The sequence below is a fragment of the Ruegeria sp. CJ2 genome, assembly GCF_056536745.1.
The window spans coordinates 1-26,285 of the sequence record NZ_JBQFQF010000010.1 but is presented as its reverse complement, the minus strand read 5'-3'; the positions used below and the strand labels follow the sequence as shown (position 1 = coordinate 26,285).

Annotated in this window: 17 protein-coding genes and 2 pseudogenes; 9 read left to right on the top strand and 10 right to left on the bottom strand. The window is 51.3% G+C overall.

Annotation, left to right across the window (positions count from 1 at the left end; translation table 11 throughout):
* Window positions 1-278 precede the first annotated feature (278 nt).
* Entirely contained in the window at window positions 279-839 is a 561-nt protein-coding gene (locus ACR0MS_RS14890; protein WP_480575098.1) for a recombinase family protein, read from the top strand.
* A gap of 1,024 nt (window positions 840-1,863) precedes the next feature.
* The gene (locus ACR0MS_RS14885; protein ID WP_480575101.1) at window positions 1,864-2,982 is read left to right on the top strand and encodes a linear amide C-N hydrolase; all 1,119 of its coding nucleotides are present in this window, start codon (window positions 1,864-1,866) and stop codon (window positions 2,980-2,982) included.
* Window positions 2,983-3,839: 857 nt separating this feature from the next.
* Here ACR0MS_RS14885 and ACR0MS_RS14880 read toward each other — a convergent pair.
* The 6 genes and pseudogenes from ACR0MS_RS14880 to ACR0MS_RS14855 form a co-directional block, all read right to left on the bottom strand.
* Window positions 3,840-4,010, bottom strand: a complete 171-nt coding sequence (locus tag ACR0MS_RS14880; protein ID WP_480575104.1) for a hypothetical protein — start codon at window positions 4,008-4,010, stop codon at window positions 3,840-3,842.
* A gap of 91 nt (window positions 4,011-4,101) precedes the next feature.
* Window positions 4,102-7,185 (bottom strand): efflux RND transporter permease subunit, encoded by a 3,084-nt coding sequence (locus ACR0MS_RS14875; RefSeq protein ID WP_480575107.1) that lies wholly within the window; start codon window positions 7,183-7,185, stop codon window positions 4,102-4,104.
* On the bottom strand, window positions 7,185-8,282 hold the full coding sequence (locus tag ACR0MS_RS14870) for an efflux RND transporter periplasmic adaptor subunit (protein WP_480578985.1): 1,098 nt from the start codon (window positions 8,280-8,282) through the stop codon (window positions 7,185-7,187). The genes ACR0MS_RS14875 and ACR0MS_RS14870 overlap by 1 nt, the downstream gene beginning before the upstream one ends.
* Window positions 8,283-8,933: 651 nt before the next feature.
* Window positions 8,934-12,074: an efflux RND transporter permease subunit gene (locus ACR0MS_RS14865; RefSeq protein WP_480575112.1), complete on the bottom strand. Its 3,141-nt coding sequence runs from the start codon at window positions 12,072-12,074 to the stop codon at window positions 8,934-8,936.
* Window positions 12,075-12,077: 3 nt separating this feature from the next.
* Entirely contained in the window at window positions 12,078-13,205 is a 1,128-nt protein-coding gene (locus ACR0MS_RS14860; RefSeq protein ID WP_480575114.1) for an efflux RND transporter periplasmic adaptor subunit, read from the bottom strand.
* Window positions 13,206-13,535: 330 nt separating this feature from the next.
* Window positions 13,536-13,744, bottom strand: a pseudogene (locus ACR0MS_RS14855) (site-specific integrase); the annotation flags it as partial.
* A gap of 144 nt (window positions 13,745-13,888) precedes the next feature.
* Here ACR0MS_RS14855 and ACR0MS_RS14850 point away from each other — a divergent pair.
* Window positions 13,889-16,195 carry a glycosyltransferase family 2 protein gene (locus ACR0MS_RS14850; protein WP_480575117.1) on the top strand — a complete coding sequence of 769 codons (2,307 nt, stop codon included), beginning with the start codon at window positions 13,889-13,891 and terminating at the stop codon, window positions 16,193-16,195.
* A 123-nt stretch (window positions 16,196-16,318) separates the two neighbouring features.
* Window positions 16,319-17,695, top strand: a complete 1,377-nt coding sequence (locus ACR0MS_RS14845) for a hypothetical protein (protein WP_480575120.1) — start codon at window positions 16,319-16,321, stop codon at window positions 17,693-17,695.
* A gap of 211 nt (window positions 17,696-17,906) precedes the next feature.
* Here ACR0MS_RS14845 and ACR0MS_RS14840 read toward each other — a convergent pair whose 3' ends face one another.
* Both ACR0MS_RS14840 and ACR0MS_RS14835 read right to left on the bottom strand, forming a co-directional pair.
* Window positions 17,907-19,058 carry an NAD-dependent epimerase/dehydratase family protein gene (locus ACR0MS_RS14840; RefSeq protein WP_480575123.1) on the bottom strand — a complete coding sequence of 384 codons (1,152 nt, stop codon included), beginning with the start codon at window positions 19,056-19,058 and terminating at the stop codon, window positions 17,907-17,909.
* 36 nt (window positions 19,059-19,094) lie between these two features.
* Window positions 19,095-20,168 carry a polysaccharide biosynthesis protein gene (locus ACR0MS_RS14835; RefSeq protein WP_480575126.1) on the bottom strand — a complete coding sequence of 358 codons (1,074 nt, stop codon included), beginning with the start codon at window positions 20,166-20,168 and terminating at the stop codon, window positions 19,095-19,097.
* 591 nt (window positions 20,169-20,759) lie between these two features.
* Between ACR0MS_RS14835 and ACR0MS_RS14830 the strand changes: the two genes are divergently transcribed.
* Window positions 20,760-21,815 carry a glycosyltransferase family 2 protein gene (locus ACR0MS_RS14830; protein WP_480575129.1) on the top strand — a complete coding sequence of 352 codons (1,056 nt, stop codon included), beginning with the start codon at window positions 20,760-20,762 and terminating at the stop codon, window positions 21,813-21,815.
* Window position 21,816: 1 nt separating this feature from the next.
* Complete coding sequence (locus tag ACR0MS_RS14825) at window positions 21,817-22,899, top strand: glycosyltransferase family 2 protein (RefSeq protein ID WP_480575132.1); 1,083 nt, start codon at window positions 21,817-21,819, stop codon at window positions 22,897-22,899.
* 170 nt (window positions 22,900-23,069) lie between these two features.
* On the opposite strand, the gene ACR0MS_RS14820 is transcribed toward ACR0MS_RS14825, so the two are convergent.
* Window positions 23,070-23,285, bottom strand: coding sequence for a hypothetical protein (locus ACR0MS_RS14820; protein ID WP_480575135.1), 216 nt, complete (start codon window positions 23,283-23,285; stop codon window positions 23,070-23,072).
* Window positions 23,286-23,361: 76 nt separating this feature from the next.
* Here ACR0MS_RS14820 and ACR0MS_RS14815 point away from each other — a divergent pair.
* Window positions 23,362-23,478: pseudogene (locus ACR0MS_RS14815) on the top strand (transposase); the annotation flags it as partial.
* A 151-nt stretch (window positions 23,479-23,629) separates the two neighbouring features.
* On the opposite strand, the gene ACR0MS_RS14810 reads toward ACR0MS_RS14815, so the two are convergent.
* On the bottom strand, window positions 23,630-24,817 hold the full coding sequence (locus ACR0MS_RS14810) for a helix-turn-helix transcriptional regulator (RefSeq protein WP_480575138.1): 1,188 nt from the start codon (window positions 24,815-24,817) through the stop codon (window positions 23,630-23,632).
* A 171-nt stretch (window positions 24,818-24,988) separates the two neighbouring features.
* Here ACR0MS_RS14810 and ACR0MS_RS14805 point away from each other — a divergent pair, with 171 nt between their 5' ends.
* Together ACR0MS_RS14805 and ACR0MS_RS14800 are read left to right on the top strand one after the other, a co-directional pair.
* Window positions 24,989-25,483 carry a CBU_0592 family membrane protein gene (locus tag ACR0MS_RS14805; RefSeq protein ID WP_480575142.1) on the top strand — a complete coding sequence of 165 codons (495 nt, stop codon included), beginning with the start codon at window positions 24,989-24,991 and terminating at the stop codon, window positions 25,481-25,483.
* Complete coding sequence (locus ACR0MS_RS14800) at window positions 25,480-25,905, top strand: chlorhexidine efflux transporter (RefSeq protein ID WP_480575145.1); 426 nt, start codon at window positions 25,480-25,482, stop codon at window positions 25,903-25,905. The genes ACR0MS_RS14805 and ACR0MS_RS14800 overlap by 4 nt, the downstream gene beginning before the upstream one ends.
* Window positions 25,906-26,285 lie beyond the last annotated feature (380 nt).

Below are 26,285 nucleotides of genomic sequence, written 5' to 3'. Positions count from 1 at the left end.
ACGCTGCATACAGCGTCAATGTCCGCTGCTCGGGCCAAATTTACTGCAAATTTTTGGCAAATTTTTTCGAGACCGTATCTATAGTTCCAGACAGGCTGAGTTCCCCCATGGGGTAGTTGGCATACGTCTTGGCTCTTTAGTTTAGTATTGCTGTTTCACAAGGCCCTGCCCCAGTGACACAACTGGCACACACGCAAATTGTGTCTCACAGATGTTGACTTTGATTTTTGAGACAGTATGTGTCTCAATATCTAAGACTTTGAGAGACGGAGCGGATCATGCTTGTTGGCTATGCTAGGACTTCCACTTTGGATCAAACGGCTGGGCTTGATGCACAACTACGGGAACTGGAACAGGCCAGGTGCGAGAAGTTATTCACCGAACAGGTATCCTCAGTGGACGTGAGAGCGCGTGAGAAGCTCACAGAAGCGCTGAACTTCATTCGAGAGGGCGATCACCTAGTAGTAACCAAACTGGACCGTCTGGCACGCTCTATGGCCCACCTGATGGAAATCCGCAGCCAGCTTGACGCTGTTGGGGCACACCTAACGATTTTGGGGCTAAGTCTCGACACTTCCACGGCCCAAGGCAAGCTGATGCTGAACCTGCTGGGAAGCGTGGCCGAGTTTGAGCGCGAGATTATGCTGGAACGTCAACGCGAAGGAATTGCCAAGGCCAAAGCTGCCGGAAAGTACAAAGGACGCAAGCCAACCGCATTGGCAAGGTCGGACGATGTGCTTGCGCTGGCAGGCGAAGGCGTCGGCGCTACCAAGATCGCCCAAGACCTCGGTATCAGCCGTGCATCGGTGTACCGGATACTCAATGCAGGTCAAAGCTGACCGCTGCTACCTTAGTTGTTAGCTGGCTGGACAAGTGCCGATCTGAACCTGAACAGATACATGCTCATGCCGGGTCATCTATCTTCTTTGACCTGATGTGTGCATTTGTGCTGATACTGTCTTAGCCCTCCCTCAATTGAGCAAATAAACCGAGCGGACAGATTGCAAAAGCGTGATCTGTCTGCCGCGACAAGGTTATATTTCAGATTACACTTACCGAATGTGTCATCTGTCTGCCGCTGCACGGTTATGGATTGGATTAGATACAGGATGTGTATCCGAGCCGCATAGGTATATCTTATACATATACTTATTACCAATACTTAGATGTACTCTTTGCATCACATGCTTAGTATATTACCTGTATATACATACTAAGGCTCTGGATAGTTGATACATACCGAGTACATTATACTACTATATGTCTGTATATACATAAGCTGTGCATAATACAGTTTAGTCTGTAGCTGGGTCTACTACCTAGTTACCTATGTAGTTCAAATCACCTTATATAAACCGAATAGGTTAGCCATAGTAAACACTAGCTTGATGTAACTTGTATATACATAGTGTAGTCAGTAAGTGTATCTATTTGTTTTTTAAACCTTCAGTACTGCGCTCGGTTAAATACCGTAGTAGAAGACCCGCGAGCAAAAGCAGCCTCATGACCAGTTCAAAGAGACTGCATCGGGTATAGAATAGCACTGTTGGTACTAACTTGTTCTATACACTTGGGACCACAATTGAGAGACCTTCTACCAGATGCTGTGCAGTATGGTGCTGACCGAGCTTACTGGCAGCGGAAAGCCTCTAGCTTCCCAGCCGCATTATCAAGACTGCACTGTGCATCTAGTGCGCTATCCAGTACGCAGTTCCTGCACTCTTGGTTAAGGGATTGGCCAAATCCTGCCGCTACATTCGCGCAGTTATGTAAGCACCTGCCACGTAGCAGGCAGACATCTCAGTGTCACGCATGTAGGCTTTCTTTATTGTTACCCAATTTAGCAGCAGGAGACTTACGAAGATGGTGCACAGATTGATAAAGCTCGGCGCACGCGCTGGGGTCGCCTTGGTTGCATCCGTTTCAATGGCTTGGGCCTGTACAGGGATCATGCTGACAGGAACGGACGGAAGCATCGTTCGCGCAAGAACAGCGGAATGGGGGCCATTCGATCTTGAGACCAAGATCAACGTCATACCAAGGGGCTTTGCTTACAGCGCAGGGGAGATGCCCGACGGGCAAGAAGGGGCCGATTGGACAGGACGCTTTGGGATGGTTGGCATTAGTATGCTGGACCACGGGGCACCTGCTGATGGTATCAATGAGGCTGGATTGACCGCCGGACTGTTCTATTTGCCGGGGTTTACAGAATACCAAGAGTATCTGCCCGATCTTGCTGACAACACTATACCCGGCGACCTTCTAGCTGCCTACGTCCTTTCTATGTTCGAGACAGTTGAGGAGGCACAGGCCGGTCTTGAGGGCATACGTGTTGTAGGAGTTGTTGACGAGACACTCGGCTTCCCATTTCCGTTCCACATGTTGGTCGCAGACCGCTTTGGTGGCCGGATCGTCGTAGAGTACATTGACGGTGAACTGACCGTCTTTGAGGCTCCGCTTGGTGTCATCACCAACTCGCCTAACTACGACTGGCACATGACCAACCTCAACAACTATGTAAATCTGACGGCTATCGGCCTTCCTGAAGTCGAAGCCAGCGGCGTCACCTTTGCCCCGCTGGGCGCAGGAAGCGGAATGATTGGTCTACCCGGTGATTTCACACCTCCTTCGCGGTTCGTCCGCGCGGTCGCATTCTCTCAAACGGCACGTGAGACAGAAGGCGGATATGACACTGTGCGCGAGGCGTTCCGAATACTCGACAACTTCAACATACCAGCCGACGCAGCAGAGGGTGCTCAGGACGATGTACAGTCTGAGGACTTGCTATACAGCGCGACACAGGTAACGACTGCAAGCAACTCACTAGACCTGACCTACTACTATCACACGATGTACGACCGCACTGTGCACATGGTCGATCTCAAACAAATCGACTTCGAAGCGATGGGTGACGAGATGATAGTCTTCCAAACAAGTGGCAATCGCGAACCCACAATCGTCGACATGACACCGACCAACTAGTCGCATGCGCACTTGGGCCACGGAATAAGTAGAGTGGGAACGTGGCCCAAGACACCAGCTCAAACGTACTGCTTGCCTATGTTCAGGTGTGACACTAAGGTGAGACACACTGCAAACCAACACACTACAATAGTGTTTACTATCAGTGCATTAGGCGTTCGGCGGCGTTTCCCCTAGGCTCCACCATATCTCAAGTGATCCGCCACCCATAGCTCTTCCTTTTTGACAGAGGCAATTTCCTTTGTGTCGGAAGCGGAATTCAGCTCGCTGTGCAGTAACAAAAGAGAACCGCATGCCATCATTGCTGCACCTGCGGAACTCTATCGTTGCATTCGAAGCTTTCAGTCCAATACCCAATGATCGGTACCAACGCGACGACACGCGTTAAGTCATTGTTGGCAACTCGTTCAACTGACTGCTGTTGCGTGAGGCTCCAATCAGAATGGAACTTCATTGAATTGCGCTACTCTCAAACAATCGTGGTCTCCCAACGACGCGAGAGGCTGTATCCCTCAACGTCTTGAGGATGATACCTCACTGAAAAGTTGCCAAATTACTTGACTCAAGGCGAAACTGCCCGTTTGTTGCCTGTTCTCTCAACCACGTCAAAAGAAGTAAACTTGGTTCTAACCGCGTCTAGGCTGCTATGCGCGAGATTTCGTTTACTGGACTCAGGTTTGGCGGGCGCTTTCGCAGCGGCAACATTCTCAGGAGCCGCTGGTGAAAGTCGGCCATTAGCACGGGCAATCCATCTTTTTCTCGGAGTAGCAAAAACACAGCGAATCCAATGAGCCTCGTTCTCGGATCAACTGCCGTTTTCTGTAACTGGCAACGTCTTCAATAATGCCATTACAAGCTCACTTCGGTGTGTCGCCAAAGTAACCTCCAAAATATGCGATCATTGCCAACAACACACCAACCAGTATCACGATCACAAGCAGTGCTCCGCTACCTTTGGCAAAATATCCCAATGAAACCAGGCCAACCACGAAGATGCCGACCAGAAAGTAGAGTACTGTATTGTCCATCTTTACCCCCGAATGAGTTGTCTACGCTCAACAACTGCATGCTCCACAAAAAACGATCCAAAGGCCGCTAAAAAAGGTGACGTCAAACGGCCTACGGTGACTGTCGAATGCCGCTCAGCGTGGCGAACAAGACCGGGACCAGGATCATTGTGAGCATCGTACCCACTGTCAAACCGCCCATGATCGTGACAGCAAGACCCACCCAAAACACGTCTGGCAGCAGCGGTATCACACCCAAAACTGTAGTGGCGGCGGCCAGTAAGACGGGGCGAAGTCTTGAGGCTCCGGCATTCAAAACGGCATCGTAGCCCGGCTGACCTTCAGCCAAGTTATCGTTGATCTGATCGATCAGAACGATTGCATTTTTAATCATCATGCCCGCCAGACTCATGCCCCCGAGCAATGCAACGAACCCAAACGGTGTGTTTGTGAGGAGCAGGCTCGGAACAATACCTATCAGCACAAAAGGTACAGTCAGGAAAATGACCAGCGGTCTGCGGTATGAGTTAAAGAGCCCGACAACAATCAGTGCCATGATCGAAAACGCGGGGATCAGACCCGGAATCAAAGAAGCTTGCGCAGACACTGTGTCCTCGTATTCTCCACCCCATTCCATACTGTAGCCCGGCGGCAATTCAGCCTCCAAAGCTTCAAAATCGGCAAGAACTGCGGCGCGATAACTTGGCAGAGTTACACTATCTATTGGGTTGGCTTGCACAGTCAGAACGCGACGCCGGTCGCGACGATTGATCGTCGGGTCTTCTGGCTGAATGTTCACGCCGCGAACGACCTGCGCCAATGGGACAGGCTCTACAGAAAACGGCGACTGCAGTTGCAACAGTTCAAAATTGTCCACGGCAGCCACATCTTCTGCGCCAGGCCGGACGATGATTGGCAGCAACTCGTCACCTTCGCGGAAGAGGCCGACCGCACGCCCGTCAAATGCGCGTTTTGTCGTGTTACCAAGATCTTCATAGGTGATACCGGTCCACCGCGCTCGGTCCTGGTCATAGTCTGGGACAGTCTTCAGGACACGGTTGCGCCAATCGGTGCGGGCCACTTTCGTCCATTGATGCTGATCCAGGATCGCAACTGCTCTGTCACCAATTTCGCGCAGAGTCTCAGGATCAGCATCTGCTGGGCCGATGATGCGGTTCTCGAACGCCCAGGTGTTGCTAGGTCCCACACCGAACTGACGTGTGAAAGAGGTCGCCTCGGGCATATTGGCTGATATCCAAAGTGATATCTCTTTAGTCATCTCGGGAATGTCGCGGTAATCCTCGACGTTCACAATGACTTGCGCGTAGGACGGGTTGGTTCCTTCAGGGTCGACCGGCAGGTAGAAACGCGGCGGGCCAGCTCCGATAAAGCTGGCGATGCCGGTCACACGATCGTCCATTTCAACCTTTTCTTCGATCCGCGAGATCGCTTCCGACACGGCTTCGATCCGAGTTCCCTCGGGCGCGTAATAGTCGATCATGAATTTAGTCATCGACGAGGTCGGGAAGAACAGCTGTGTGACAGACCCAAAGCCAACCCCGGCAATGACCAAAGCACCCAATGCCACCCCGATCGTCAGATAGCGCACGCGGATCGCCGCAGCCAGAAAACGGCGATAAACCGCATAGAAACCGGTGTCAAAGGTCTCGCTTGCTCCACCCTTTGGCTCCGGCAGCATGGCGACGCATTGCAGTGGCGTAACCGTCATCGAAAGCAACCAACTGACCAGGAGTGCGATCCCGACAACTGAGAAAAGTGTTCGGCAATACTCCCCCGCGCTCTCGACAGACGCAAAGATTGGGTAAAAAGCCATAACCGCGACAAACGTGGCCCCAAGCAATGACATCGCGGGACGCGTTGCAGCCTCAATCGCGGCCTTTGCTCGGTCCATTCCTTGCGACATCCGGACCATGGCGCCGTCCGCTACGACGATCGAATTATCTACCATCATGCCGAGCGCGATGATCAATGCACCCAAAGACATGCGCTGAAGATCTATGCCCAGTGCCGCCAAGGGTATGAAGGTGGCAAGGATTGTTAGAATCAGCCCGCTGCCGATGATGATCCCCATCCGAACGCCCATGGCCACGGTCAAAACGATAAGAACAATCGCGACGGCTTGGCCAAGGCTCACCAAAAAACTGCTGACAGCAAGGTTTACATCGTCGGATTGCCAATGAACCTGTTCGACCTCAATGCCGACCGGCAGGCCCGCAATCAGCTCCTTAATTCTCACGTCTACGGCCTCACCAACGCTGACGACGTTGACACCAGACTGGAAGGAGATCGCCAAGCCAATAGATGGTAAGCCGTTATAGCGCATCATGGTTATTGGCGGGTCAGCGTAGCCTTCCTGAACCTCAACGATTTCACCCAGCCTTAGCAGCTCTGGCCCCCGACGCTGACCGCTTTGAACCTGATCCAGACCACTCGGCCGGACAACTAAGTCTGCGATATCAGCTGGGCTAGTGAACGTCCCGCTTGGCGCAATGCGCATGCGGTAGTCACCGATATTCACCCGCCCTGCATCCACAATCGCATTCTGGGTTTGCAGGGTATTGAGAATGGTCTGAGCTGACACGCCCAATGCAGCCAAGGCTTCTTCCCGCGTTTCCAGATAGATGACCCTGTCGCGTTCGCCCCACAGATCGACGCGGCCGACACCGTCGATCAACGAGAGCTCTCGCTTGAAGTCTTCGGCATAGCCATCAAGCTCCTGAGCGGAGAACCCATCGGACGTCATAGCCAGCAGTAGACCGAAGACATCACCGAAATCATCGTTGATGGCAGGACGACCTGCGCCCGGGGGCAGATCTGTTTCCACGTCTCTGACTTTCCTTCGCAGTGTGTCCCAGATTTGCGGCAGCTGGTCCGACCAATAGTTCGGGCGAATTTCGACTTTAATCGTCGACACACCCGCCCTGCTTTCACTCGAGATGTAATCAATCTCCTTAATTTCCTGAAGTTTCAGCTCGATCCGTTCTGTGACCTCCTGCTCAACTTCTTTAGGGCTGGCGCCAGGATAGAGGGTGGTCACAACCGCAGTCTTGATAGTGAACTCAGGGTCTTCTAGCTGCCCCAGACTAAAGAAAGCCGAAATGCCGCCCAACGTGAGCATGACGACAGTGAACCAAACAAATTTGGCGTTTCGGATCGAAAAAGCCGCCAAACCCATTAGTCCGTGCCCTCAGAAAGCAGCGAAACTTTCTGACCTTCTCGCAGAGAGTTTGCCCCGGCAGTGACTACCACGTCACCAAATTCCAAACCTTCACTAACGGCCACCCCTTGCGACCGTGGAGTGCCAAGCGAAACCTTCCTTGCCGTTACGGTTTCTGAGCCGGTATCAAATACCCAGACATGCGGATCGGTTTCCCCTTCAGGGACGAAAACCGCGCTGGCAGGAACCATGATCGCATCGAATGGTTCGTGCCCTTCCTTTGGTTTTCCGCGAACGCGCCCTGCCATACCCGGAAGAACAAGTGCGTCTTCGGGCTGCTCCATTATCAATGTGACAGGGAATGTTCGTGTCGTCGCCGAAGCCTCTGATCCAATCTCACTAATTTCCGCCGGTAGAACCACATCCCCCAGTGCGTCAAAAGTAACGGTTATGTTTTCAATATGCGGGATCAGGGCGATGTATCGTTCGGGGATATCGATCACCACTTCGATGCGTTCGGCATCCAAAATGCGCAGCACCGGCGTCTGAGCGGCGACTTCTTCGAAATCTTCAATGTATTTGCCGACAACACGACCATCGAACGGTGCCGCCAAACTTGTATAGGTTAAATCCAGAGTGGCTCTGTCCAGAGCGCCTTGGACAGAATTGATTGCCGCCTGAGCAGATGTTTCGCCCGCGACAAATCGGTCGAGTGTAGCCTGAGCAGCAACGTCTTTTTCGACCAGTGATCGTTGCCGATCTGTTTGCAACTTTGCGTTTTCAAACGTCGCTTGTGCGCTCGCAAGTTCAGCAGTAAGCCGATCAACTTCAGCCTGGTACGGGGCTGGGTCCAAGGCCGCGATGACGGCGCCTTTCGTTACAAGGTCGCCAACTTGCACGTCGACACCGACAACATTGCCCGGCACGCGAAACGCCAACGACACTTCGCGTGCGGCTCTCGCCGTTCCGACAAAATATCGGTCATGCAAACTGGATAGGTCAGAAATCTCAGTGGCTCTGACAGGACGTATTTGTGTTTGGGTCGTTTCTTCCTCTTTCTCCCAACAGCCGGCAAGCAAAACGAAGGCTAAAAGCCAAACCGATAATCTCTTCATATCCACCTCCCGTGCCGCCCGCGTTCCGCTCTTCATCGCTGTGAAGGTGGCCTAACTTGCGGATTTTGCGCCTAAAGCTGTTACAATTGTACGCGCTTACCAAACAAAGTCAAAAATCCGAATTTGTTAAAAAATGGGGGGGGAGAAAGAAACCCGAGCACTTCTTGTCAAACTGATAAGACAATTTCGTAGAACGACGCCGTCTCGGTGCTGCTGTTGGTCTTATCGGCAGCTCAGAAAGCCGTTTTTCGAGTTAATGTAGCTGCGTTAAAAGGTGAACGCGCGGATGTTACACTGTGATTGAGCAAAGCCAACGCAGTCGTTCGAACCAACGTGAGGAGCGGAAATGTCCGCTTTTTGCGAACTGCTGTCATTGCCTACTTTCGAGCAATCGACAGTTTTGTTCGCATAGGTTAAGTTCGACCAACCTGGTATTTTGCGTACGCGGCGAAAGTCCGCAATGCAGATTGCGACTGCTGCATCGACCGGCCGTGATCAAGGTCGGTTCTGGGCAGTTTCTATTAGGTGCTAAACTCAATTTGGCGGCTATACAGAACAATATGCAGTGACGTAAGCCCCTCATAAAATTGGGTTTTCTATGATCGATTCAGCCGAAACTCGCATAACTCCTTTCATGCTGACTTGAATGTTCTAAACAGCATTTTCGCCGCCGCCCCGATCCGTTTTGCCATGTACTTTTTCTCTGAACCGCTGCGCGACGATATAGAGCGAAGGGATGATAAATATGCCCACAAGAGCGGCGGCGATCATGCCTCCGAAAACCGGTGTGCCCACACCTCTGCGCGCGAGCATAGAGGCGCCGTCAGCGACAACCAGCGGGTAAAGCCCGGCAATAAACGCAAAACTGGTCATCATGACCGCTCGAAAACGTGCGCTGGCACCCTGAATGGCGGCATCCACGGCGCTCAGGCCCTGTTGGTACCTATCCATCGCAAATTCGACGATCAAAATCGCATTCTTGGCGGCAAGAGCGATTAGAACCACTAGTCCGATTTGAGCATAGAGATTGTTCTGTAGCTTCAGCAACATCAGCGCACCCAAGGCCCCGCACACCGCAAAGGTAACAGAGAAAAGCACAGCAAGTGGTATCGTCCAGCTTTCGTAAAGCGCAACCAAAAAGAGATACGCGAACAGCAAGGCAAGCCCCAGAACTATGGGCGTTTTTCCCGCAGCCTCGATCTGCTGCTGCGCTGTTCCTGTCCAATCATAACTGTAGCCCACTGGCAGGGTCTGGGCAGCAATTTGTTCCATCGCCGCGATAGCCTCGCCCATGGACGAACCCGGTGCCGGACCGCCGTTGATAGAGACAGCCTGAAAATTATTGTAGCGGGTCAACGATTGAGGACCCAGAATTAGCTCGGTCTTTGCCACCGCGCGCACCGGTACCATCTCTCCGTCGCGGTTCCGGACATGAATGCGCGCAATATCTCCGGCGTTGGCGCGGTATTTCTCATCGGCCTGTAGGTTGACCTGCCATGTTCGGCCAAAGAGGTTCATGTCATTCACGTGATACCCGCCCAGCGTGACCTGCATGGCCCGGAACAGATCATCGACATTCACACCCAGCGTTTGCAACTTTTGGCGATCAAGATCGAGGTTCAGTTTCGGGGTTTGCGCCGAGAACGTCGTGTAAACACCGGACAGTCGCGGATCGGCATTTGCGGCGGACACTAGTCCGGCCGCAGTGGCACCCAGATCCAAAACGCTTCCGCCGTGCAAGTCCAAAAGCTCGAATTCGAACCCGGCACCCGTACCCAGTCCAAGGATGGGCGGAAGGTTGAAGGGGAAGGCAATGGCATCTTCCAAACCGGCAAACTCGCGTCGGACGTGCCGGATCGACGATCTGACGGACAAAGAGGGATCGGTTCGATCTTCGAACGGTTGCATGATGGCAATACCGAACCCGCTGTTTGATTTGTTCAACCCATCTACAAAGCTGAAGCCCGTCACCGTCATGACATCTTGCACGCCGGGTGCGGATTTAATGATGGACGAGACGTCCTCCATGACTTTGGATGTGCGGTTGATCGAGGACCCCTCGGGCAGAGCGACCTCGACGAAATAGGCCCCTTGGTCTTCGACCGGTAAGAAGCCGGACGGCGCGGTCTTGAACAACCAGCCTGCGCCGAACAGTCCAAACCCAAGCAGCAAAACGGCCAGAATTGCCCGACGTGCAAGAATTGCGACCGCATAGGCGTAGCCGTCGCGCGCGTTGTCTATTCGACGCGAGATCCAGGCAAGCGGTCCGCGCTTTGGCGCGCTGTCCCGGCGCAACAACACCGCACACAAAGCCGGGCTGAGTGTCAGCGCGTTCAGTGCCGAAATCAGCATCGAAAAGGAAACGGCCACCGCAAACTGTTGGAACATCGTTCCAGTAATACCGGGAATAAATGCAACCGGCACAAACACCGAAAGCAGCACACAGGTAATTGCGAGAATAGGGGCCGTTATCTGTTTCATGGCTTCGCCTGTGGCGTCGGCCACGGTCATCGCGGGGTTTTCGCCCATGACCTTTTCGACATTCTCGATCACCACGATCGCGTCATCCACCACGATACCGATCGCAAGCACCAGAGCCAGCAACGATACCGTGTTGAGGGAAAATCCCATTGCGAGAATGAACGCCAGTGCGCCGACAAGCGAAACCGGAACCGCAATTAGCGGGATCAACGCCATCCGCAGGTTCCCCAGAAACAAAAAGACCACGATCACCACGAGGGCAAACGCCTGTATCAGAGTTTTCACGACCTCGTCGATACTGGCACGAACGAAGGTCACCGAGTTGTAGGGAACACTCCAGCTCACGCCATCTGGAAAGGCGCTTTGCAATCCCGTCAGGGCCGTGTTTATGGCTTTTGATGTTTCAAGCGCATTTGCACCCGGTTCCAGATAAACACCGATCATCGCGGCGGGTTTGTTATCAAAAGAGGAGAAGGCATCCCTGGTTTTAGCCCCAAGCTCTACGCGCGCGATGTCACTGATCAGAACGAATGAGCCGTCCGGAAGGGCCCGCACGACAATCTCTTCGAATTCGTCGATGCTGCTCAACCGACCCTGCGTTTGGATATTTAGCTGAAATGCCGGGTCATTCGTCATGGGCTGTGCCCCGATGCGCCCCACCGCCGCCTGTACGTTTTGCGCGTTAAGCGCCGCAATCACATCATCAACGGCCACCGAAAGATTGGTCATCTTGTCGACGTCGAGCCAGATCCGCATAGAGTAATCCAGCGCACCGAACAGGGTCGCATCCCCTACGCCGGGTGATCTTTTTATGCTGTCCAAAACGTTGATTGTCGCAAAGTTGGACAGGAACAGATCGTCGTTTTTCGGATCGTCCGAGGTTATGGCCACGACCTGCAACAAAGCCGAGGATTTCTTTTTGGTGCTGACACCCGCGCGCGTGACCTCTTCGGGCAATGCGGACATGGCCAGACTGACGCGGTTCTGCACATTGACAGCGTTGATGTCCGGGTCAGTTCCCGGCTCAAATGTGACCTGCAAATTATAGCTGCCATCAGAGCCGCTGGTCGATTTCATATACAGCATGTCACTGACACCGATCACCTGTTCTTCGATGATCTGGGCGACAGTCGACTCGACGACTTCGGCCCCGGCTCCTGGGTATTTAGTCGAGACCTGAACCTGCGGCGGAACGATGTCGGGAAGCTGTTCAACAGGCAATTGCGTTATAGAGATCAACCCGGCCAGTGTAATTACAACCGATATGACAATGGCGAATCTGGGACGGCGGATAAACAGCTGAGAGATCATCAATCAGTTTCCGCTGGCGCTGGAGGAGGTATTCTGCGGTGCCGAAATGCTGACTTCGACACCCGCATGGACGCGCTGCAGCCCGTCGGTGATGACCTGATCACCCTCGCTCAGACCGCCTGAAATCACAGCTTCCACCCCTTCGGTCCGATCCAGTTGAATCTGCTTTTTCTCAACTTTTCCATCGCTTCCGACCGTAAATACAAAATAACCGGACTGATCTTTTTGCAGAGCTTTGGCGGGTATTACCAGAGATTTGTCGCTTGTAGGGTCAGTGACCATCACGCGCACCAGTTGGTCGTCGAGAAGATGCCCGTCAGGATTGGGAAAAGAACCGCGGACCAGAACTGAATCCGTTCCAGACTGTACCTGAGTGTCAATCACTTCGATGCTGCCTGTTGCACCGTATGTGGTTCCATCGGCAAGGATCAGTTGCAGTTCTAACGGCTCATTGTCGGACGCCTTTTCGCGGCGCGAGCGAAATTCAAGCAGTTCGGCTTCCGTTACCGGAAAGGTAACATGGATGGGGTCGATGCTGGACAGCGACAGCAGCGTTCCGCCCTGAGGACTTACAAATGCACCAACGGACAGATCAGTTAATCCGACCCGTCCTTCAAACGGCGCAGCTATCTTTGTGTATGACAGGTTAAGTTGGGCGTTCTGTAGGCTGCCCTGCAATTCGAGCACATGCCCATCGGCTTCACCCTGCTGCGCCTGCGCCTTCTGAACAACTGCTTGCGGAGCGTCGCCGGAAGAGAAAAGCTTTTGCTGTCGGTCCAGTTCGATATCAGCAAGCTTTTTTGCCGCTTGTGCCGCCTGAATCTGCCCCTGAATTTCCGTGACTGTCGCCTGATAGGAATCCGGTTCGATTTCGATCAGCACATCAGCCGCCGCAACCGTTGAACCATCCTTGAAGTTGATGGATTTCACAAATCCGGGCACGCGGGCAATCAGATCCACTCGATTTACCGCCTCGACCCGTCCTGTAAACACTTCGGTCAGCGCTAATGACTTCATCTCGGCAGCCGTTACCGTCACCTTGGGCTTTGCTTGGCTTTCCTGCGCCACAAGGACAGACGGTGCCAGACCCAAATGCAGAAAAATTGCGGCGGCAAACAGCTTTGCTGACAAGGTTCATCCTCCTGAAGACTCTTGTAAGTTTTCACGTCGGGACCACGGTAACGCAATGCGGTTGAAATGCCAGTGGCTGTCATTGCTCGCCTTGCCGGGCAACCCAACCAATTGGAGGTCTTTGCTATGTAAGTAAAGCGGCGTGGCCTCAAACTGCCGTCGCCATAACGTAGAGCCAGTCGCGCAATCTTTATGCTCGACAATTTCTTAAACCTACGGGTGCAGCGAATGGCAATAATGCGGGCTGCAAACTCAGCATCCGGGCGGAGCGCCGAATGTCTCTTTTGGACCGTCCGCTAAGGCGACCTGAAGTTGCTGGACTTCAGGGGCCTAGGCGATTGCTAACGCGTACTCAAGCTCGACGCCCAGATATCGGACTGTGTTGTCCATCTTGGTTGGTGTACCCAGGCAGAAGCCGAACCGCCCGAAAGTTGCCAGTCTTCTTGTATATCTGGGTCACCTTTGTTCGCCTCATCGAATGCGCGCCATATGCGCTCGCCCCCCAGACCGATCGATTTCACCCAATCTCGAACGATCCGCACTTGCCACTTCAAGAAGAGTAACTCCGACCAGCCAGTGAAAGCAAAGACGGTCTGCTTTTATCTCCTGGGCAAAACAAATAGGATGTACCGACTTAGCGGGGGCTTGCCGCGGCCCTCGCGGAAATTAATGAAAGAGATCCGATGAACATAGACCACGCACCGCTCGAAAACATTGCTGTTTTTGATGTCGTTCCGGGGCAGATATACGAAATCAAACTAGCTGTGCAAAGAACGGATGGCGAAAACGAAGGCAAGCTTACTACATCGTCTATCGAGTTAAGGTTTTTTGACCGGTTTAGTTGCCGAGTTGGTCATGACGCAACTTGCATACAATCTGGCCAGTTAGGTGGTGATCCACTTCAAATTGAAACGCTGCCCGCAGGCGACTATGGTGACGATGTCTACACCGCCGCACTTGCGACACGTTTCATTGTGGCGCCCTCTGACGCGGTGCGTATGGAATTGCATCCGCTGGCTAAAGAGATTGTACTGAAGCGATCCTATTTATCCGCCGCAGGAGTGCTTTGGTCATCAAATGATGCCGACCGCGTGCTCGAATTTGCACAAGAGAGAACCCAGGAGAGGCTCGGGCAATTGAAGACTGATTTTCTCGTGGAAAGTGATACGGCTGCCCTGATCGCAAATTCACCTCAGACCCAGATCAGTGCCCTAAAATCAAAATATATACCCAATGAAGCTTGGAAGGATTTTTTCCTTCGATTTAATGAGACCAGCGAACAGAGCGATTTTGAACTCCGCATGAAACACCTTCGCAGTGAGGTGACAAATCTTCGTAGAATTGGATTCATTGGATCAGAAAGAGGCTATGAGCGTCTTTTCGGAATGTCGATGGTCTTCTGGCTCCGAGAAGCAAGCTATGTCGAACAACTGACGTACCTTAACCTTGATTTAATCGTTGTGGAAACCTCATCAAGCAGCGAACCGGGCACCGATGAAACTGATTGGGCCTTAGCGTTTTCAAGTTTGGACGGTGCTTTGCCTGAACGAGGCGCAGCGTTACTGACTGCGGCAAAAACAGCGGATGTTCCCGTACACCTTTGGGTTACAACCTATCCAGAAGCGGCGGGTGTTTGGAGCGAGTGCGCATCTGCCGTCGACAAAATAGTAGTGGAAGCTGGATCAAATGAAGACTGGGGGGCTCTGGGCGCGCCGTTTGTTAAGGTTCGCCGGGCAACCGAATTAGCCGCGTGTTCGTTGGCGAGTTTGTACCGGCGTGATCCCGGACGTATTCTCTGCCCGGCTGCTTCGGATGCATTTCAAAAATCGGACTTCGCTGATCTGGTCGCAGCACCTCTGCCCGGCGAGACAGCTCTCTCTGAGTTCCACTATGGCTTTACCCGCGGCGCGCTGGACACGCGACTTGGGGGGCGCTACCTAAAGGTTGTCGGCGAGCACAACCGGGCAATGCAGCGCCAGATGCTCCAAGCGTCCGGGGTCGTGCTCCTGCCAGCCGAAAGTGTGCGGGCAGACTCGATGCTTGAATCTCTTGCCATCGACGCGATCGCATCTGGTGCGATTCCAATTCTGTTCGGCGAACCGAGGTCGGACTCTGCGCTTCTGACCAGCCTCGACAATATCTTTGGGCCGCTCGATTTCATGGAACTGCTGGGGCGCTACGGTTGTGAATGGGAACGTGAGCGGCGTTGGCGCGGGTTGATGCGGGACATAGTACGAAATCACGTTTGGAACAGCGAAGAACGCGCGGCGCTGCTCGGCCAGGATCCGTTCCCGGAAGGTTTCGATACTCCGCGCGTCAGTTCTATTCTGGTGACCAAACGACCACACCTTCTGAAACAGTGTTTGGAAACATTTCGGAAACAAACTTGGCCGAACAAAGAGCTTATTCTGATTTTTAACTCGAAGAATATCCCAGAAGACTTGCCCGAGATGAATGAAAATGAGCATCTCTTTGCCATGCCCGAAGCTGCAAATATCGGAGAGTGCCTCAACCGTGGAATAGAATATTCTTCCGGTCGCTATTGGGTAAAAATGGACGATGACGATTTCTACAGCGCAACCTACATTGAAGAGACGGTAACCTATTTTCGCTCGACTCAGTCCGAAGTCGTTGGACGACAATCGGCGTATTTCTACTTCGACGGAGAAGGTCAAACGTTTGCCCGTAGTATCGTTTTTGACCGTTGTTTTCGCTTGCAGTCGATGCGCGGACACGTGTCGGGAGCGACACTTTCAGCGGACAAGGCACGGGTCTCTTCCCGTTTTTCTATGAAATACCGAAACTCCAACGACTCGGAGTGGATCGGAGGGTTGATTAGAAGTGGAGCAAGGGTTTTTTCTGGAGATTCCACCTCGATGGTTGTCTATCGGGACGCCAACGTGAAAAATCACACATGGATGGCGAAAGACCTGCGAGCTGAAGTTCTTTGCGGTGGCAACTTGTTCGATCGTCTTGAAGAAAAGACCTGAAAACATGGTTTGTAACCCCTGTCCGGTCTTACAAACGGTTACACGTTCACAGAATATGTTGCTAGATTGGTAGTCCATTTGCGTTGAAGCGTCTTTGTATTGTAGCGCCCCTGGGAGGCCGGTATGTCGTCACAAGTGGTCTTTGTAATTGGTACCGGTCGGAGCGGTACGTCTCTGACAACCCAGGCCCTCTCGGTGCTGGGGGTAAAAATGCCGGAAGATCCAGTACCAGCCAGCGCGAATAACTTGCGCGGGACTGGTGAATCAATCCAGTTGCGTGATCAAATGAATGACTTAAAGACCGCCCTTGGACACAAGAATGCCTTTCGCCCAAAAAACTGGGAACAGCACCCCGCTACGCGGCACGCTCAATGTGAACTCAGAGACTATCTGCTGCAACGGTCTGCAACCTCCGGGCGCTTGGGGTTTTTGGCCAAAATTCCAGTTATGTCGGAGTATCTGCCAATGTGTGATCTGGCGGCGACCGAAGCACGGGTCAGGTCACACTATGTGTGGGCAACCAGAGGTGCGGCCAAAACGCTGAACTCACTCATGCGAAGCTACAACTTCTCAAAGCGCGAGGCCCGGAAAAGCTATCTCCAACGTGTTTACTATATTTTGCGTGATGCACCAGATCACACTACTCTCATCCCCTACGAGGCGTGGGCAGTCGACTCCAAAGGGCAGATCGACCTTCTCGCGGATCTTATTGGTCAGAAAAAAACTTCTTGCCGAAGCGAAGCCGAGGACGCCTTCACCCCTTCCCTAGACCATAGCCGATCTGCTGACTTGACCGCGTTGTCAGAGGTGGAAGAGGTGGTTGATACACTTACCCTTGAGAAAAGATGCCGATTGGCTGACCTTGTGGATCGGAACTCACCAGAGTTTTTCAGACTGATGACTTGTCTAGCAGACGAGATTTTCCGACTGAGCCCTGACGTTCCGACGAATTCCCTAGATGTTGAACAAGAAATGCGTCTGGCCTTGCTTACTTGCTTGGCAGACACTTCTGAAAAGGAAACACCGGAAATGAATGAAAACCTAGAAATTCTTGAACATCGTGTTCGGGAAGTAAGCACGCAACAACTTGTAAACCAGGAGGCATTTGACGAGCTAACTTTGGAACGAGATGCACTCGTAAAGGCGATAGACAGTCTTACCCTGGAACGGGATTCGCTTGAGGAACAAATTGAACGACGCTTCTATATCAAAATACAAGACTTGGAAGACCGTGAAGCGAAACTTCGTTTGAGGAAAGAAAAAGGTCAAAACAAACTAAAAGAAGACATCAAAATCCTTCGCCAACAAAGCGATCAAAAACTGAGAGAATTTCGCCACCAGAACGATCAAAAACTGAAAAAGATCGCAAAGTATAAGAAAATCTCCGTCTTTCTTGCAATTCCTTACGTTATTCTGACTGCGCCGTTAAGCATTCCGCTAATAGTCTTCTTTGCTCTGAAAAGAGAGGCTCGACGTAACATTTCTAGAAAAGCCACATAGCCAAAACTTCAAAGTAGTGTCGGTCATCGACGTGACTTAGCGGGCTTTGCAGGGGTTTGGGAGCGCGGCACTCCCAAACTTCGTCCTGCATTACCTTTGTCGCTATCCAATTTTATTTTTGTGGTGAGTTAGTTCGCATTCGCGCGGCCCGGCCTATGCTACTTGGCTCCGACAAGGCTGGTCAGCTACACACGTTCGCCATCCAGAAAATCTACTTCTTCCATTTAACGCCCCGGAAGATTTGCTCCTCTACAATCCGATCTTTGTAACGCGCAGTAAGCTGCATCATCTCGTCCATGACGTCGTCTGTCAGGATATTGGGCTTGAGGCCCAGATCAAGCAGCCCTGTATGCGCAGGATTGTAGTAGTGATCCTCCATTTCCTTGCGAGGGTTTTCCAGATTGCGAATTTCCACATCCAGCCCCAAGCGTTTCCCAGACGCCTGTACACGTGATGCAAGATCGTTAACTGAAAAAGTTTCCACGAACTGGTTAAAGACCCGCAACTCGCCTTTATCAGCCGGATTTTCAACGGCCAGCTGTACACATTGAAGCGCATCTTTGAGGTGCAAATAGCCGCGCGTTTGGCCTCCGGCCCCATAAACTGTCAAAGGATACCCAGCCACCGCTTGAACCATGAAGCGGTTCAGAACAGTGCCGAAAACCTCGTCATAGTTCAGGAAGGAATACAGAGCATCATCATTATCATTTTCTTCGGTAGCAACACCATAGACAGGGCCTTGCATGAGGTCAGTTACCCTTAGGTCCCATACCCGCACATAGAACCATAGCATGTCGGTGTCGAGCACCTTGGTCGTGTGGTAGAAAGAGCCTGCAGCACGCGGGAACAGGAAGGTTCCTTTGCGCCCTTTATGCTCGATTTCGATCCACCCTTCCTCGATGTCTATGTTCGGCGTGCCGTATTCACCCATGGTCCCCAACTTTACCAAGTGGGCATTTGGAGTGTACTCGTTCATTGCGTGAATTACGTTGAAGGTCGCGCCAAGATTGTTATCGAGCGTCAGGCGCGCTGCAGCGCGATCCAGCATCGAGTACGGAGCAGAAGGCTGCTCTGCATAATGGATAATAGACTCCGGGCGAAACTCTTCAAAAACTGATGAGATAAAATCCCAGTTGTCCAGATCGCCGATGCGGACTGAAACGTCCTTGCCAGATTTTTCATTCCACAGCCTTGCCCGCTCCTGCAGATTTGGCACGTCAAACAAGGCCGGAGTGTTGATTTCCATCATGAGGCGACGACGCAGATAATTGTCTACGGCCATCACCTCGTGACCCGCCGCCGATAGCTTCATCGCTGTTGGCCAACCAATGTAGCCGTCACCGCCAAGAACAAGAACACGCATGGAAGGGTTCTCCCGAAATAGTTGAGTTGAAATGTGTTAGAGTTTTTCGAGCGCTCGGGTTCTCAACCTGTTCGGAAGAACACCTTCGCGCAGCAACATGTCATCAATTTCAGAATCCGACATTAGCTCAGACCGATCCGAGTGATAGATGATAGTACTTGGCTGTGTTGTGATCCAATCATACTTGTACTCTTGGCGCTGCTCAGACGTATGTCCGGATGGAAGCACGATAAGAAACTTCTCACTTTCAAGGAGCCGGTTGCTTTCTTCATCTGTAGAAAGTTCTTCCCAAAGTTTCTCACCAGGTCGCGACCCTGTAATTTTAGTTTCCACACTAGATGGCGACACGTTGGCGAGCGGGGCGAGCCGAGCGATCATTACTCGCGCCAGATCAACAATCTTCAACACGGGCATTTTCGTTATAAATATCTCTCCGCCACGCGCCAGCATCATGCTTTCGATGACCAGATCTGCGGCTTCTCTCATTGTCATCACGAAACGAGTCATTCGCTCATCAGTAATTGTAACAGGCCCACCCGTTTCAATTTGTTGAGCAAACAGCGGAACAACTGAACCACGTGAACCCAAAACATTGCCAAACCTTGTGCAGGCAAAGACTGTTTTCGTCTTTTTGGAACGAAGGAAGTTCATGGCAGTGAACAGGCGCTCTCCCATCAGCTTGGAAGTCCCCATCACGTTGGTCGGATTTACGGCTTTGTCCGAGGACGTGAAAATCACTTTCTCCAACCCTTGGGCAATGGCGACCCGACCCACAACTTCGGAACCCTGGATATTCACATTGATCGCCGAGAACGGGCTTCGTTCGCAGGACGGTACATGCTTTAGAGCAGCGCAATGGAAGCACAAGTCCATGTCAGAGAATGTGCGACTCATTTCTCGTTCGTCGGTGATGTCGCAATGGTAGAACTCGACACCCTCATTGCCCCGGTATTCGACTTCCATTTCAAACAACGCGCTTTCGTTGTTGTCGATTACGCGGATCAACTCGGGTTCAAGTTCAATTAGGCAGGCAAAGATTTCTCGTCCTACGGACCCCACGCCCCCTGTAATGACTATGCGCTTCCCTCGGAAGTATTTGGCAATATCCATATTTGTTTCTCTGCTCTTCCATGCCAGTGGCTGAATTAATCGTTTAGCTTGCCTGTTGGAGCGTGTACTTGGATGCCCTGATGTTCAGGGTGTATGTTTCTTTTCAACTTCCGTTAGGACGTACTTTTAATCCAACGCTCCTGACACATTGTCAATGTTTGAAAAGCCGGGCAAGGCCGGGGTATCATGTATGGAAGGAAGACCCTGTATTGGGGAAGGCTCTTGACGCCACAGAGCGGCAGTATGACGTTACTTCGTTTGTCGGCGGCGCTCCGCGCAGCGTGCCGATTTGTGCCCTTCGCAGGTTGAACACAAGGTGAATGAAGATAAGTGTGAGCACTTGCAGGATAACGCATGCACTGCAACTCAATCCGGTATATTTCCGATTGTCCTGCTCAAAACTAACGACACGTGTTTCCAGCAATTTTAGTCTTCTCGTTTTGCAGCATCGAATAGGCTGACAGGCCATTGCACACCAACCAGTTAAGCAATATTGAGGTAGGGTCGAACGCAGAAAATCGGCGAAGTTGTCTGATTGCTGAATGACTGCAATCCCGGCCATTTGCGCTGGGAAAATAGGGTCTTCTATGAGTGGCGGGTACTGACGATATGGCAAATGAGCGGAAGCGTCGGGTAGCTGTATGCATGCCTGTCTTTAATGCCGAGCGGTGGCTCAAAAACAGTGTCCAATCCATTCTCGGGCAAACTTATGAGGACTTTGATCTATTCCTTTGTGACGACGGATCAACGGACGGAAGTTTCGAGATTGCATCTTCCTTTGCAGACCCAAGAGTTTGCCCGCTCAAAAACGATAGAAACAAGGGTCCTGCTGAAACCAGAAACCGGATGAACCGGAACGCAATCGAGCAAGGGTATGATTACATCGCTTTTATGGACGCCGACGATGTTTGTCGCAAAGACAGGCTCAGCACCCAGATTGAAATCTTGGACAGAGACCCATTCCTAGACATTTGCGGTGCGTCTTGCAGAGTTGCGTTGACCGGCGGGCGTTGGCGGGTATCCGAGGAGCCGAGCAAAGTAAAAGTTGACTGCTTGTTCCACAACCCGATTCCGACCCCAACGGCTGTAATAAGAACAAGCTGCCTTGCCCAAACGAAGATTGAATTTTCACCTAGTATGGTGCCGTGTGCAGACTATGATTTTTTTTCAAAGCTCGTAATTGAAGGCAACAGACCAGCTGTTGGAGTAGATCAGGACCTACTCACATATAACTACAATGAGGCCGGTGTCAGTCACAACGATAAGCGGGCAGGTCAAATAAAAGTGGATAAGAAAATTAAGCTAAACATTTCAAGATTCCTGGGATTGGATGTGGACTCTGACATCGTTTCCTCATTCCATGACGTTGCGTTTCGCCAGGAAGACGTTAGCTACAATGATATCTTGAATTTTCTGGCTTTTGCAGTGCAAGTTATTGTGCAAAACGACAGGGGGGCGGCGGTTTTTGAGAAAGCGTATCTCAGGAACCGTTTCAGATCCTGTCTGTCGTTCTACAAATCAAAGTTCAACATATTGAAACTTTCCCAAACGTGCGAACTCGAAAAGACATTTATAGATCGCTTGGGCCTTTCTCATGGAAATTCAATGACAAGCGCACTTCTCGCAGAAGAGATTTTGGTTCGGTAAGATGTCTCTGTCCGTAATTATTCCGTCATTTAATACCGAAAAATGGATCGAGCTTGCTATCCGTAGTGTTGTCAACGAAGGCATCGAAGACTACGAAATCATTGTAGTGGACGACGCGTCCACCGACAATACCGCAGCCGTAGTAGAGGAGTTGGCGCAGCAAAACGACAAAATAACCTTGGTCCAACTTCCAGTAAATACTCCCGGCGGCGCCGGAATTCCTTCTAATATTGGCTTACAAAAAGCAACGAAGGGTTTTGTGGCCTTTTTGGACAGTGATGATTGGGTTCAGCGCGGGTACTTTTCAAAACAGCTTTCTGTACTGAAGCAACAGGACGCCGATTTTTCAATTTCCTCATATGTGAGTATCGACGCGGAAACACATGTGAAGAGGCCCGCCTACGATTTCGACGTCTGGCCTGCAGACAAGGGGAGAGAACGATCAATTGACCCGAGAAAAGCGCTAGCTTTGTCTCCAGAACCTTGGCGGAAAGTCTACAAATCAGAATTTCTGAGAAAAAAAGGTTTGAAATTCCCCGAGGTAGATCACTTCAATGAAGACTATCCGTTTCATTGGAGCGTGTGTACCAATGCAAATTCAGCCGTTTTGGTGCCACAAACCGGGTACTTCCACCGTGTTAATCGAGATGGTCAGACGACGGTGGACTCAGGAAATAGATACACTTCTTTCCTTCCGCACTCGCTTGCCATTGTTGAGGAGCTGAAAAAGAAAAATGACAAAAGGGCTCTTGGTTATTTTCAATCTTGGCTTATTCGACACTCGCGAATTATTGAGGCTCAACTGTCCGAGAAAGAGAAAAGGGAAATTTTTTCAGCATTCCAGGAGATTTGTGAATGCGCGAATTTTAGGTATATCTCTCTCGAGGCGCTTAGAAACAATAGCGTGAATAGACTGTATCTTTTTTTCTCGATTAATGCTGGGGATTACTCCGAATATACCAAAACCCTATTCTTAACACGGCGTAAATCACGCAGGTCAATTAAGCGGCGCCTCCTAAAGAAACTGGGGCCTGCAGGTATTGCTCGTTTTATTTTGTCCAGAATATGGCGCAGGTCTTTTTGACCCAAGGTAAAGGTAACGATTTTCAGAAACATGCATCCTTCACCCAGTTCCCCCCAGAAATGGGCAGCGTAAGCGATTAATATAGTGCGCCTATTGGAGCCGCACTTGGATCATATTCCTTCTTCAACCTTCAAACTCGGAAAGCGTAATCTATACTCCAAGGGGTTCAATTAGAAGGTTTTCGACCATTCGCCCTCTTCAGGTTTTTGCGTAAGATTTTGCAAAATCGACAACATTTTTGTTCTGTTGTGAACAGTGTAGTCACGATGGCTTTCAACCAACCAAGTCTCGTCATTACCAGAACGGTAGATCGTATTGATATTTTCTAAGATGAGTATGCCTAGAATGCGGCTGCCATAGTCGAATAGCAGCGAGCTGCGCGCCACCGCCTACTCACAATGACCTGAGCCCCTGAAACTTCTCCGGTATTGTGTAGAATCCGCCCATCTAAAGGACCGACAAGTGAATACAAGATTTACCGACGCACAGATCATCCAAATGATCAAGGAACAGGAAGCTTGCAAGAAGACAGCTGAAGTATTCAGGCGTTATGGGATCAGCCAGAGCACCTTCTACAAATAGTCTGCGTCAAAATTGGCCGCTTGGTCCGCTATCAGGTGGGGAATAAAGAAGTGTTCGAGGTCGCGTCTTCAGATAGGTGGTTGCAAATGACTAGTAACTGGAAGCCCATAGAAATTGCAGCAATTGCGGAACTGGCCTAGTCCAAACTTCAAAGTACTTGCCGCGGAGAGGCGACCGGCATTGGCAAACTCAGGACCTTGGCCACCATTTCGCCTTGGCGTGACACATCCATTTTATCAAAGGCAATCTTCAGATATTGACGCGCGCTGGCTTCCGTTATGCCTGCATTGTTTGCGGCTTTTTGTAGAGACAACCCGCCCACAATCAGAGTGACAAGCCGCGCCTGACTTGCAGTCAACCCAAATGCTTTGCACAGTACTTCTTGCCGTGTTTCCATGGGCCGCTCTGAATCTCGGATGGTCAGCACCGCAAGTGGTTCATTTTTCCGAGCCCACCCAGAGTACGCGTTTTCACCCAAAAGCGGAGAGACGTAAGTCTGCAAAGGAATCAAGCTTTTAGTGCGAACAATCGAAACGGCTTGACCTGAAACTGCATTTCCTTTTCGTGCTTGCGATATGACGAGATCAATAGCCGAGTACAGACGTCGTTCATTGTCATTGCTTGGGACTATTGCTCCGTCGACCACGGACAGTCCGTCTCGGTCTTGAAGTATTTCCTGAGCTGTCGCGTTGCTGAACATAATCTTGGATAACCCGCTTACGACGAGTATTCCGATCGCCATGTTATCAAGAGTACTCGCGGCGAGATTCCTTTCGAAGTCGATCGTGCCGATATCTCGCTGCAAAACAACAGCCCGGTTTAGATGAGGGATCAGTTCACTCATCAAATCGCAATCAGACCTATCAAATTGACTTTGTGACTTGTTTCTCAATGCAAGGAAATATGAGAGCGAACGCGTGTCTTCGATGAGATTTACACCCAGTGAATACTCAACACCGCCCGGTTCCAGAACTTCTTGGTAAACTTGGGTGCTGTGCAGTTCGTCATCGCTTAAATGCATCCTGCAATGCACGGGCTCAAATGGGTTCTGCGCAAAATAAGGTAGCCGAGGATCCATTGGCATAAGCTCATCATATCGGCGGTAATGGCTGTCACTCCACTCGTACCCGTAGAGCCGGCTAAAGGAGAGCGTATGATTGCGAAGATCATGATGGCCGATTTGAGCGCCCTGAGCCTCAAAAAGCTCTGCGGCGGATTGCAGGAAAACAGACCACTTCCCGGGGTTGCAAGCTGCTTCATACAAGGCATCCACAGTCTTCAACAATTGACGAAGCCGTTCTCTGGTCGGTTGGCTGTTCAAAATTCCAAGCTCCATATCATGGCGTTCGGTTCGTCCTCGGTTGACGGTGAAGCAGATTCGAAATTCTACTGAAATATAACATTTATTTGCGTCGCAAGTTCACATTTGGGAACTGTCAGCCCCTATGTTCCAAACTACGGTCTGCCACATATTCAACGGCAGATTGGGCATATCGAGTTTCCCTCCATGGATTTGTTACAGACCAGCTTTGATACCATGCTGACCTATCCTGATCTTCTTCAGATGATTGGTGTCGTGGGCTTTCTAACCTACGTGATCGGTTTTGGCCTGGTTCAAAACGAGAAAGTTTGCGGCAACGGTATATTGTACCCGGCGTCCAAGGTTTTTGCCGCAATATGCGTGTTGATCAGCCTTGTCGGTGCTTTCAACCTCGCCTCATGCCTGATCCAGCTGAGCTACATCGTTATCGGTCTTTACGGAATTGCGGTACGCCGCAAGAAAAACAGGCTAACAAACGTGGCAAAGGCTGAAGCGAAGCACTCAGCAACATCAGAAAACATCATGGTCTTGGCCGCCACATCAAGCCGAATGATGTCAGAAGAAGAGCTGGGCCGGTGCGGTCAGTGGTTCGACCCCAGTATGCTAATGACAATCAGCCAATTATCCTACAATGACTTTAAGATCCCCAAAAGAACGTGTGATCCAGACACTTTGTTTTGAGGCCGGAGGGGGTTGCTCTGGTTTCTCCAGCATATGCTTACCTGTCCGGCGCATCCATGGCAGGAGGGTTTGCAACAATTGCGCTATTGTCGATGGTGACTATGATCTGGGCGCCAGTTTACAATACGCTTTTTGACTATATCGAGCGGGAGCATTCCGGTCATCTTGCCAGCGACAGATCAAAGGGAATTCGCATATTGCACGCAGTCCATCATGAAGCGAGTTCCGTTCTGTTGACCTGCCCGTTGCTCATTTGGCTTGGAGGGCATTCACTTACTTCGGCCCTTTTCATCAATGTAAGCCTGACAATCACATATGTCGTTTACACTTTTATTTTTCACATTTTTTCGACCGCTGGCGCCCTGTTCGGTGCCCAACTGAATTTGCCGGCGATCTGTGAATTGCGCCGTCATCTTCGCTGAACTGCTCATCAATGGCTTGCTTTCCGCCGCATTATGGCATCCGCCAGCTCGCATCTGTACCAACTACGATGCTGCGAGCACCCGCTGCGTTAAAGCGCAATGGCGGATTGCGCTCAAAGCCATCATACCGGATATCGTCTTGAGCCATGGTTTCTCGCTACCCGGAGTATACGCGGGAACGGGTATAACCCAAAGTCCCGATGAGTACGCCTACGGGCAACGCAGTTTCACTTGGCTGACAGTGCCGACAGCACTGACGGTGACAAAAAGTTGATTTTTCTTTTGCGTGGAAAGTCGGCGACTGTGGCGGCTGGATTCGCTGCTCAGACTTAGCTGTCCTGTGTAGCGTCGCACAGTTGCAGCTCCGGGTGTGGGTTCCC

Bases quoted from the DNA above. Each gene is read 5' to 3' on its own strand.
- ACR0MS_RS14865 (WP_480575112.1), bottom strand. From the start codon at position 12,074: ATGATCTCTCAGCTGTTTATCCGCCGTCCCAGATTCGCCATTGTCATA.
- ACR0MS_RS14825 (WP_480575132.1), top strand. From the start codon at position 21,817: ATGTCTCTGTCCGTAATTATTCCGTCATTTAATACCGAAAAATGGATC.
- ACR0MS_RS14805 (WP_480575142.1), top strand. From the start codon at position 24,989: ATGGATTTGTTACAGACCAGCTTTGATACCATGCTGACCTATCCTGAT.
- ACR0MS_RS14875 (WP_480575107.1), bottom strand. From the start codon at position 7,185: ATGGGTTTGGCGGCTTTTTCGATCCGAAACGCCAAATTTGTTTGGTTC.
- ACR0MS_RS14810 (WP_480575138.1), bottom strand. From the start codon at position 24,817: ATGGAGCTTGGAATTTTGAACAGCCAACCGACCAGAGAACGGCTTCGT.
- ACR0MS_RS14870 (WP_480578985.1), bottom strand. From the start codon at position 8,282: ATGAAGAGATTATCGGTTTGGCTTTTAGCCTTCGTTTTGCTTGCCGGC.
- ACR0MS_RS14885 (WP_480575101.1), top strand. From the start codon at position 1,864: ATGGTGCACAGATTGATAAAGCTCGGCGCACGCGCTGGGGTCGCCTTG.
- ACR0MS_RS14850 (WP_480575117.1), top strand. From the start codon at position 13,889: ATGAACATAGACCACGCACCGCTCGAAAACATTGCTGTTTTTGATGTC.
- ACR0MS_RS14845 (WP_480575120.1), top strand. From the start codon at position 16,319: ATGTCGTCACAAGTGGTCTTTGTAATTGGTACCGGTCGGAGCGGTACG.
- ACR0MS_RS14840 (WP_480575123.1), bottom strand. From the start codon at position 19,058: ATGCGTGTTCTTGTTCTTGGCGGTGACGGCTACATTGGTTGGCCAACA.
- ACR0MS_RS14835 (WP_480575126.1), bottom strand. From the start codon at position 20,168: ATGGATATTGCCAAATACTTCCGAGGGAAGCGCATAGTCATTACAGGG.
- ACR0MS_RS14890 (WP_480575098.1), top strand. From the start codon at position 279: ATGCTTGTTGGCTATGCTAGGACTTCCACTTTGGATCAAACGGCTGGG.
- ACR0MS_RS14880 (WP_480575104.1), bottom strand. From the start codon at position 4,010: ATGGACAATACAGTACTCTACTTTCTGGTCGGCATCTTCGTGGTTGGC.